The organism is Paenibacillus sp. 01T422 (assembly GCF_056398785.1).
On sequence record NZ_JBFTQB010000123.1, the window covers coordinates 1 to 10037 of the forward strand.

At 45.6% G+C, this 10037-nt stretch carries 12 protein-coding genes; 11 read left to right on the forward strand and 1 reads right to left on the reverse strand.

Translation table 11 applies throughout. The features are described from left to right. The 7 genes from AC1DUA_RS09530 to ytfJ all read left to right on the forward strand — a co-directional run. The coding region (locus AC1DUA_RS09530; RefSeq protein WP_477499504.1) for a bifunctional 3,4-dihydroxy-2-butanone-4-phosphate synthase/GTP cyclohydrolase II at positions 1 to 1065 on the forward strand (1065 nt) is incomplete at its 5' end. Between the two features lie 49 nt (positions 1066 to 1114). Further along, on the forward strand, positions 1115 to 1585 hold the full coding sequence (gene ribH, locus AC1DUA_RS09535; RefSeq protein ID WP_477499505.1) for a 6,7-dimethyl-8-ribityllumazine synthase: 471 nt from the start codon (positions 1115 to 1117) through the stop codon (positions 1583 to 1585). Beyond that, entirely contained in the window at positions 1585 to 2223 is a 639-nt protein-coding gene (locus tag AC1DUA_RS09540; RefSeq protein ID WP_477499506.1) for a site-2 protease family protein, read from the forward strand. Before ribH ends, AC1DUA_RS09540 begins: the two co-directional genes overlap by 1 nt. Before the next feature lie 15 nt (positions 2224 to 2238). Further along, on the forward strand, positions 2239 to 3027 hold the full coding sequence (locus tag AC1DUA_RS09545) for a segregation and condensation protein A (RefSeq protein WP_477499507.1): 789 nt from the start codon (positions 2239 to 2241) through the stop codon (positions 3025 to 3027). Then, entirely contained in the window at positions 3011 to 3613 is a 603-nt protein-coding gene (gene scpB, locus AC1DUA_RS09550; protein ID WP_477499513.1) for an SMC-Scp complex subunit ScpB, read from the forward strand. The genes AC1DUA_RS09545 and scpB overlap by 17 nt, the downstream gene beginning before the upstream one ends. Positions 3614 to 3713: 100 nt before the next feature. After that, positions 3714 to 4415 (forward strand): DUF2953 domain-containing protein, encoded by a 702-nt coding sequence (locus AC1DUA_RS09555; protein ID WP_477499508.1) that lies wholly within the window; start codon positions 3714 to 3716, stop codon positions 4413 to 4415. Positions 4416 to 4531: 116 nt separating this feature from the next. Further along, positions 4532 to 5026 carry a GerW family sporulation protein gene (gene ytfJ, locus AC1DUA_RS09560; protein WP_477499509.1) on the forward strand — a complete coding sequence of 165 codons (495 nt, stop codon included), beginning with the start codon at positions 4532 to 4534 and terminating at the stop codon, positions 5024 to 5026. A 48-nt stretch (positions 5027 to 5074) separates the two neighbouring features. Here ytfJ and AC1DUA_RS09565 read toward each other — a convergent pair whose 3' ends face one another. Next, entirely contained in the window at positions 5075 to 6370 is a 1296-nt protein-coding gene (locus AC1DUA_RS09565; RefSeq protein ID WP_477499510.1) for an ArsB/NhaD family transporter, read from the reverse strand. Between the two features lie 257 nt (positions 6371 to 6627). Between AC1DUA_RS09565 and AC1DUA_RS09570 the strand changes: the two genes are divergently transcribed. The 4 genes from AC1DUA_RS09570 to AC1DUA_RS09585 all read left to right on the forward strand — a co-directional run bounded on the left by AC1DUA_RS09570 (position 6628) and on the right by AC1DUA_RS09585 (position 9793). Continuing rightward, a complete protein-coding gene (locus tag AC1DUA_RS09570) occupies positions 6628 to 7821 on the forward strand; it encodes a D-alanyl-D-alanine carboxypeptidase family protein (RefSeq protein WP_477499511.1) in 1194 nt (397 codons plus the stop codon). Positions 7822 to 7845: 24 nt separating this feature from the next. After that, positions 7846 to 8445 (forward strand): nucleoside recognition domain-containing protein, encoded by a 600-nt coding sequence (locus AC1DUA_RS09575; protein WP_127451185.1) that lies wholly within the window; start codon positions 7846 to 7848, stop codon positions 8443 to 8445. A gap of 6 nt (positions 8446 to 8451) precedes the next feature. After that, entirely contained in the window at positions 8452 to 8985 is a 534-nt protein-coding gene (locus AC1DUA_RS09580; protein WP_145655342.1) for a spore maturation protein, read from the forward strand. A 61-nt stretch (positions 8986 to 9046) separates the two neighbouring features. Next, entirely contained in the window at positions 9047 to 9793 is a 747-nt protein-coding gene (locus AC1DUA_RS09585; protein ID WP_477499512.1) for a pseudouridine synthase, read from the forward strand. The last annotated feature ends 244 nt before the right edge of the window (positions 9794 to 10037 follow it).

Here is a 10037-nt window from a genome sequence, read left to right on the forward strand (position 1 = left end):
GGCCGCGGGCTTGTCTGCACTCCGATTACGGAAGAGCGGGCTCAAGAGCTTGACTTGCCGCCGATGGTCGCTAGAAACACGGATTATCATGGTACAGCTTTTACGGTCTCTGTAGACCATGTAGAGACAAGTACGGGGATTTCCGCACATGAGCGTTCAAGAACGGTTATGGGTTTGATCAATCCGGATACAAAACCGCAGGATTTCCGTAGACCAGGTCATATTTTCCCGCTGATCGCCAAAAAAGGCGGCGTGCTCCGCAGAGCTGGACATACAGAAGCAGCGGTTGATTTGGCTGTTTTATGCGGCTCCTATCCTGCCGCGGTCATCTGCGAAGTCATCAAGGAAGACGGGACGATGGCTCGGGTTCCAGATCTTATGGAAATCGCCAAGAAACATGATTTGCATATCATTACAATCCAAGATTTGATCCACTACCGCAATAAACAGGAAAAACTGGTTGAGCGTGAGGTCGAAATTAAGCTTCCTACGGATTTCGGCATGTTTAAAGCGATCGCCTATACGAATCAATTGGATAACAAAGAGCATGTTGCCCTTGTCAAAGGAACAATTGACCCTTCCAAACCAACATTGGTACGTGTGCATTCCGAGTGTTTGACTGGCGATGTTTTCCATTCTCACCGCTGTGATTGCGGGCCTCAGCTCGATGCTGCATTAAAACAGATTGATGAAGAGGGCAATGGTGTATTATTATATATGCGACAGGAAGGTCGCGGTATCGGTCTAATCAACAAATTAAAAGCTTATGCACTGCAAGAGCAGGGATTAGACACTGTAGAAGCGAATATTAAGCTTGGATTCGCTCCAGATCTTCGTGATTATGGCATTGGCGCGCAGATCCTGAAAGATCTTGGCATTACGCAGCTGCGCTTGTTGACGAACAACCCCCGCAAAATCAAGGGGCTGGAAGGCTACGGTCTTGAAGTCGTTGAACGCGTTCCAATTCAAATGGATAGCAAAGCGGACAACGTGAACTATTTGCGAACGAAAAAACAAAAGCTTGGCCACATGCTAAGTTTTCATGATTCCGGCAGCGGGATCTGAACCTGACATATCAAATAACGGTTTTTATATAGAAAAGGAGAATATAATCATGGCTACAATTTATGAAGGACATTTAATATCGCAGAATTTGAAATATGGGATCGTTGTAGGTCGTTTCAATGAATTTATTACTTCCAAATTGCTTGGCGGCGCGCAAGATGCTTTGAAACGACATGGCGTATTGGATAGTGAAGTTGATATTGCTTGGGTACCAGGTGCGTTCGAACTTCCGCTTATTGCTCAAAAAATGGCAGAGAGCGGGAAATACGATGCGGTTATTACCCTAGGCGCCGTTATTCGTGGTTCAACGCCTCACTTTGATTATGTGTGCAGCGAAGTTGCAAAAGGTGTATCTGCAATTAACCTGAAAACAGGCGTTCCAACGATTTTCGGTGTTTTAACGACAGATTCAATCGAGCAAGCTGTTGAACGCGCGGGAACGAAAGCCGGCAACAAAGGTTGGGAAGCGGCAGTAACAGCCATTGAGATGGCCAACTTGACGAAGCAATTCACTTCCTAATGCTTTCTTATTATCATCTCGAATCGCTGCTTCCCAGGCTGCTCGCTTTCCTGATTGCTATGACGCTCCATGATGCTACACATGCAGGAGTTGCTTGGCTGCTTGGTGATCGGACAGCCCGGGACAGCAAACGATTATCGCTTAACCCCGTGGTACATTTAGATGCCTTGGGGTTGGCGATGATTATTTTTGGTCCTTATGGCTGGTCGAAGAAAATGCCAGTTGAGGCACTGCAGTTTAAAAAACCAAAACTTTATCATACAATTGTATATGCAGCAGGTCCTTTTATTAATTTGCTGCTCGCTTTGTTCTTCTGGTGGCTCTATTTCTTTCTTCCATCTTTTATTGGAGGGGCATCCGAGTCGATCGTTGTGGAACAATGGCGAGTCTATTTGCAGTACGGCGTCATTGTCAATCTCATGATTTCATTCATACATATGTTACCGCTTTATCCGCTAGATGGTTGGTATATACTGAAAGGCCTAATTCCACCGAAAAATCAAAGATGGATGGATCGCAATCAGCGATATGCACTTATTCTTGTTATCGTTTTGATGATTACACCTACTGGCCAATGGGCATTGGAACATATATATCCGTTTGCCGCGCAATTTGTTATGAATATATTTTCACTATGACAAGGGGGAGATTACATGAAAGTTACCTATAAGTTAGAAGCTTTTGAAGGCCCCCTTGATCTTTTGCTTCACCTTATTGATAAAGATGAACTTGATATTTATAATATTCCAATCAAAGAAATTACAGATCAGTACTTGGCTTATGTACAGGCCATGCAAGAGCTGGAGTTGGAGATTACAAGCGAGTTTCTTGTTATGGCCGCTACACTTCTCTCTATCAAAAGCAAAATGCTGCTGCCTAAGCCGCCTGTAATTGAATTTGATGAATATTTTGACGATATGGACGAGTTAGATCCGCGTGCAGAGTTGGTCGCTAAACTTATTGAGTACAGAAAGTACAAGTCTATCGCTGATATGCTCAGAGACAAAGAAGTAGAGCGGAGCTTGGTGTATACGCGTGAGCCTGAAGACTTGACGCCATTCCTGCCTCATGTGCAGGAGAACCCTGTTGAAGGGCTTGACGTTGCTGATTTGCTATTCGCCTTCCAGCGGACACTTCGCAAGCTTGCTAACCGCAATATTGTTACTAGAATTCGAAGAGATGAGATTTCCGTCAAAGAACGGATTAGAGAGGTTATGGATTTGCTAAAAGTGAAAGGCGGCAAGCTGCTTTTCTCGAAGTTATTCGATTACGAAATGACTCGGGAAGAGATCGTTGTCACATTTTTGGCCATTCTTGAATTGATGAAAATGAAAAAAGTCGTATGCTATCAATATCAATTATTTGAAGATATCGTTATACAAGCAAAAGAGGAGGTTTCCGACATTGACACTCAGTTTTCCACAGATGAAATCAATTATTGAGGGACTCCTTTTCGCCTCTGGTGACGAGGGATTGGATGCCAAGCAGATAGCTGAGGTCATGGAGCTTGATTTGTACATCGTTCGTGATTTGCTCAAGGACATGCGAACGGAATTTAAACGCAAGGGAAGAGGAGTCCAGATCGTCRAGGTGGCTGGTGCATACCAGTTAACAACTTTGGCCGAACATGCTCCTTATTTTGAGCGTCTCGCTTATACACCGTCCCGTTCATCGTTATCGCAAGCTGCACTTGAGACCTTATCCATTGTTGCTTATAAACAGCCGATTACAAGAGTAGAAATTGAAGAAATACGCGGCGTGAAATGTGATCGCGCTTTGGCTACCTTGGTTGGAAAAGATCTAATATTGGAAGTTGGACGCGCAGATGCTGTAGGGAAACCGATCTTGTATGGTACGTCCAAACAATTTCTTGAGTATTTCGGGCTCAGTTCCATCCAAGAACTGCCGGATTCAGGCAGCTTCCAAGGGAACTTCGATCTGGAAGAAGAAACTCGCATGTTGTTTGATCGGATGGGTGGCGATCAGAAGCAGATTACCCTTGATGATGTTTCCGAGGAATCCGAGTAATGATAAATGCATTTCATTTCCTAAATTAGCTCATACTAACTCTACTTGCCAGAAGATATCTTCTAGCTGTGGAGTTTTTTTGTTAAGGGGGAGAATGGGGTTGTTGTGGGTAGGACTCGTACTTCTAGTCGTCATCCTTGCCATTATCATTGTGTTGCTCAGTTTCATTCGGGGAGAGTTTTACTTCTCTAGGGTGAAAGATAATGACACACTTTCTTTGGAGATGCGTGCTTTATTTGGCTTAATCCGTTATCGCTATGTCATCCCCATTATACAGTTCAAAGGATTCACGAAAGGGATCCTGGTCAAATCAGAAATCGTGAGTAAAACATACGCCAAACTGAAAGATGAGAGCAAGGATCATATAACGAAGGACAAAGTAATTCAATTTTATAAAGAGACGAAAGACATCCTAGTCCATACCCTAAGTCTGTATGATTGGACGAAGCAAACTTTAGCTAAAGTGGAATGCACGGAGCTCAAATGGATTACACGCGTAGGTGTTGGAGATGCCCCGGAAACTGCGATTACGACAGGGGCTATTTGGGGAATCAAATCATCGCTTCTAGGGTTTACCATGCGTTATGTTCAGGTGAGAGCAACGCCGCGGGTAGATGTGATACCGCAATTTAATGAGAAACATTTCTCAACGGAAGTACGGGTTGCAGCGCGGATCCGCGTCTGGCATATGGTTTTTGCAGGCGTCAGGTTGATAGTAAGGGCTGCTAAAGTAAAAGGCGGCATACGCAAGTGGATTCAAATAGCCCTCAAAGCAAAGTCAAGGCTTAAAACAGCTTCGTGATGTACATAACGATATTCCTCTAAGGGTACTCTAAAAAAGAACCAATATTGGTCTTAGACGCTTAAGCTTCCGATGCCAGTTTTTAATGGCGAAAAACGCTAAGGAGGAATATTATCATGTCAGAACACCCGATTCAAGGACTCATGAAAGTCGCCATGGAGAACATCAAAGAAATGGTTGACGTGAACACGATTGTCGGTGACCCCGTGGAAACCCCGGATGGCAGTGTCATTATGCCAATATCCAAAGTTGGTTTCGGATTTGCAGCGGGCGGCAGCGAGTTCATGACTGACTCCGAAATTGAGATTGACGGCGGCTCGATGGGCAAAAGTGATGCGCTGAATGCCAAGGTTTCCCTTCCATTCGGAGGAGGCAGCGGCGGCGGGGTGTCCATTACACCTATTGCCTTCCTCGTCGTTGGCAAAAATGGCGTTAAGGTTGTGCCACTCGACAATCAGACGCACATTCTGGAGCGCCTCATAGACTCTGCGCCGCAGGTTGTAGACCGTATTCAAAGTATGGTCAAGGGCTTCAGTACGAAGACAGGCGCAGTCGGAACAAACGGCGCCAATAACGTAACGAATATCGAGAATCAAAATTTCATCGTATAAGTGATTGGTTATCTTCTGGGCTGTCCTCTGTGACAGCTTTTTTTTGTCTCACAGCAAGTAACGAAGATACACATATACATGTGCAAACAGCAGCGAGACCAATGTAATTGGGACGCCTACTTTTAAAAACTCAAAATAACTAAAACCTTTTCCCTCTTTGGCCGCGAGGCCAGCCACGATGACATTCGCTGACGCACCAATTATGGTGCCATTTCCACCTAAACATGCTCCTAGGGCAAGCGACCACCATAAAGTGTTGATTGGCGCTGAATCTACAGCAAGACCAAGTCCGTCAGCCATATCCTTGATGAGGGGAATCATGGTAGCGACAAACGGAATGTTGTCAATGGTTGCCGAAGCCAGACCGGATCCCCAAAGAATGAGCAAGGAGGCGCTTTGAATATTGCCTTCTGTTACATCCAGCGCAAACATGGCTAGCTTTTTGATCAGTCCAACCTCTTGCAATCCCCCGACTAGGCTAAATAATCCTGCGAAGAAGAAAATCGTCACCCACTCAATCGAGGCCAAAGCTTTTTCGATATCGTGTTCTTTTAATCCGAAAAGCATAAGTAATACCGCACCTGCTATCGCAACAACAGCCGCTTCTACGTGGATGACCGCATGTAACATAAAGCCGATGAGGGTCAGCGCTAAGATAAAAAGGGATTTGATCATGAGTCGGCGATCTTGGATGACTTCTCGCTCATCCATTTCCATCAGTTTGGCTTGTAGTACTGGATTGGGATGCATCTGCTTCCGGTACATGAAATAAAGCATGACAAGTGAAACGATCATGATGATTAACGCAATCGGCCCAAGATTGAGAAGAAAGGCATTAAACGTTAAATGTGGATTCGCGGACCCAATCATGATGTTAGGAGGATCGCCGATTAACGTAGCAGTTCCTCCAACATTGGAAGCAATGATTTCAGCCATTAGAAAAGGGACAGGGTTTATTTCTAATATGCGCGTAATTGCGATGGTAACGGGGACAACAAGGAGAACTGTAGTTACGTTATCCAAGAGTGCAGAACCAACCGCTGTTAACGTAGATAGTACGAGTAAGATCCTCATAGGATCACCTTTGACAGCTTTGGCTGCGCGGATGGCTACAAACTGAAATACACCCGTCTGGTTTGTAATACCAACAAGGATCATCATCCCGATTAGCAAGGTGATGGTYTCCCATTCGATGTACTGCTCGAACACTTTGTGGACATCCAGAATACCCGCGAAAACCATGATCACAGCACCCAATAAAGCGATCACAGCACGATTGACTTTTTCCGAAATAATAAATGCGTAAGTGACTAAAAAAATAATTAAAGCAATCCAAGTTAGCATAGTTGACCTCCATCTTCTTCCATTTAGTTATGACACACGAAAGCAGTTGCTAAACCTTATTGCCAGGAGAACCCGAAAAATGGCAAAGAGGAGCCTGCAATGACAGGCTCCTCCGGTGATCTCGTTATTCAATTTGAACTCATTATACCGATGGATTCTCTTTTTGTAAATAACAGGACTTGGACATATCCCCATTTCAAAAGCATATACTTGTACAAAGTTTTTGTCTTTTCTATTTGGTAAGTAGGGGGATAACGATGAGTAAAAGAGTCAGGTTCATCATCTTGTGCAGCGCACTGATTAGTCTATTGCTCGCACCTTGGGCGCAAGTGGAAGCAGCACCTCCGGGCATTCGTACGAATGCGGTTGGCGCCTCGCTAATTGACGTGGAGTCTGGGCGCATCCTTTATAGCGAAAAAGGGGACACGCCTATGCGAATTGCCTCTTTGACCAAAATCATGACGGCCATTATCGCGATTGAACAAGGGAAGCTGAACGATACAGTGAAGGTTAGCAAAACGGCCTTCGGCAAAGAAGGCTCATCCATTTATCTGAAGCTTGGCGAAGAGATGAGACTACATGATATGCTGTATGGCTTAATGCTGAGATCAGGGAATGACGCTGCTACTGCTATTGCGGAAAATGTAGGCGGAAGCGTAGAAGGTTTCGTTTACCTGATGAATGAGAAAGCGCGCTCGCTAGGCATGGAACATTCGCATTTTACGAATCCTTCTGGGCTCGATGAAGGCGAAGGTCACCGTTCTAGTCCTAATGATATGGCTAAGCTAACCGCTTATGCGCTCAAGAATCCGGTGTTCAAGGAAATTGTCTCGACGAAGCTAAAAAAGGTGCCAAACCCGAATGAAGCTTGGGACTATTCGTGGTTGAACAAAAACAAGATGCTTTCCCTCTTCGAAGGAGCAGACGGTGTGAAAACAGGCTACACGAAGTTGGCCAAACGGTGCCTTGTTTCCTCGGCGACCAGGAACGGCCAACAGCTCGCTGTTGTCACCCTCAATGATGGCGATGATTGGGCCGATCATGCTAGGCTGCTGCAATACGGCTTTACTTATTACCCATTGCAGACGATCGTCAACAAAGGTGATGCAGTCGAAGGGACACCATGGGTAGCAGGTAGAACGTTTTCCTATCCGCTAGCGGAAGGCGAAGCTGCGCACTTGACGCGTCAAGTGAAGCTGGTCGATCCTGCGTCCACAGCGTATCGGTTGGCTGAGCGGGGGTCCTTGCAGTTTTCACTTCAACAGAATCTGATTCAAACAGTGCCGATATACGATAAAGCGAGTCCGCTATTACAAGCGCAGAGCCAGTCCGCGTTCTCTTTCCAAGAGAGCAAACCTTATCAAGAAACGCTGCTCTCACATTACAGTTTAATTTGCCGCATGTTAATTCAGGAGTTGTTTTCGATCTCTAGATCAGAATGGGCGGACTAGAGAGCTCACAAGGAGGCCATCGACATGGTGAATTGGATTTGGTTGTTCTTTATCGTCATCGGCTTCGTTGTTGCTGCTTTGAATGGGAATGTTGAAGCTGTTACACAAGCAGCTTTCGATGGTGCGAAAAGTGGTGTGACGGTCTGCTTCGGACTTATTAGCGTACTTGTATTCTGGATGGGCATGATGCGGATTGCCGAAGATGCCGGGCTTTTGAGCAAGCTTGCCAGATTGCTGCAGCCAGCAGTTCGTTTTCTGTTCCCGAGTGTTCCCAAAAACCATCCGGCTATCGGATATATCATGTCGAACATGAGCGCCAACATTCTTGGTTTGGGTAATGCGGCAACACCGATGGGGATAAAAGCCATGCAAGAGCTGCAAAAGCTGAATGCGGATAAAGACACAGCAAGTACCGCGATGTGCACGCTGCTTGCGTTGAATACTTCAAGCATTACCTTAATTCCAACAACGTTAATTGCCATACGAATGAATTACAATTCCGTCAATCCCGCAGAAATCGTGGGTACGACGCTGATTGCTACGATAATCTCGACGGCTGTTGCTATTTTTGTGGATCGATGGTATCGAAGGTCTCGCTCTCCCATCCCTCCGCTGAAAGGATGATTACGCATGTATGCCTTCGTTTCGCTCATCTCTGCATGGGCCATCCCCATCATGATCGTGTTCATCCCTTTATATGCGGCTTATCGCAAGGTGCCTGTCTATGAATCGTTCGTTGATGGCGCCAAAGAGGGCTTTGATACAGCCATCAAAATCATTCCGCATCTAGTCGGCATGATGGTAGCTATATCCGTGTTCCGCGCTTCGGGTGCGATGGATTTGTTAATTGGCTGGATGCGGCCGTTCTTTGAGAGTATTGGCGTTCCTACCGAGGTGTTGCCACTCGCGATTTTACGACCGATCACAGGAGCAGGTTCGCTTGCTTTTACGACCGATTTAATCGAGCAATTTGGCCCTGACTCCATGATTGGCCGTATCGCTTCTACTGTTCAAGGAAGCACAGATACAACTTTGTATGTGATTACGGTGTATTTCGGAGCGATTGGTATTCGTAAAGCTGGGTACGCCTTGAAGGTAGGGTTGATTTCGGATCTTGTCGGCTTCGTTGCGTCGATTGTCATCTGTTATTTAGTGTTTAGCTAAGCCGGCGCTCTTGTGATTTGCTGTCAACTCCGTTATCATTAGCTTGAGGTGAAAGCGGATAATGGAAAGACTGCAAAAGGTATTAGCCGAAGCGGGGGTCGCATCCCGCCGGAAATGTGAAGAAATCATCACTGCGGGACGTGTACAAGTGAACGGTGAAGTTGTCACGACGCTTGGCGTTAAGGTGAACCCGGCTGAGGATGAAATCAGAGTCGATGGACGAGCTATCGGCCAACAAAAGAAGATTTATGTGATTTTACATAAACCGAAGGGTGTCATTACAAGCGCGACGGACCCTGAGGGACGTAAAGTAGTTACAGACTTCTTGCCAGGCATAAGAGAACGCGTGTATCCAGTCGGTCGATTGGATTATGATACGGAAGGCTTGCTCATTTTGACTAATGACGGGGAATTTGCTCATCTACTCACGCATCCTAAGCATCATGTTCCGAAGACCTATCAAGCAACCGTCAAAGGGGTGCCGCACGGGACGTTATTAGACAAGCTAAAAACGGGCATACAATTAGAAGACGGAATGACAGCGCCGGCTGAGGTTGAATATGCGGATGTGAATTTAGAGAAGAATGAGTCCGTCATTCAGATAACGATCTACGAAGGAAGGAATCGACAAGTCAGACGGATGTTCGAGGCGATTTCCTTTCCAGTGATTCGATTGAAACGGATTAAATTCGGTCCAATCTTTCTTACAGGCCTGCCAAGAGCGAAGTATCGCCACTTGACGCCCAAAGAGGTTGAGGAGCTTAGGAACGAGGCTCTCAAGACACATAACGTTCAAAAAGGCCAATAAGAATTGGCCTTCTTTTCGTTATAATAAAGGTATTACCCTATGTGAAAAAACTAACATAGCTAAAGAAAAAGCGAAGGTGATTAATCGTGGGTGCAAGAAAGAAATGGGTACAGATCGGGATCTTTGCGGTCGTGCTTATTATTGGTGTGTTTACCATTATTACGAATTTGTCGGCTTCTGACAGTAAAAAATATCCCCAAGTTGGCGACAAAGCGACGAACTTCTCGTTAGTCGGCCTAGATGG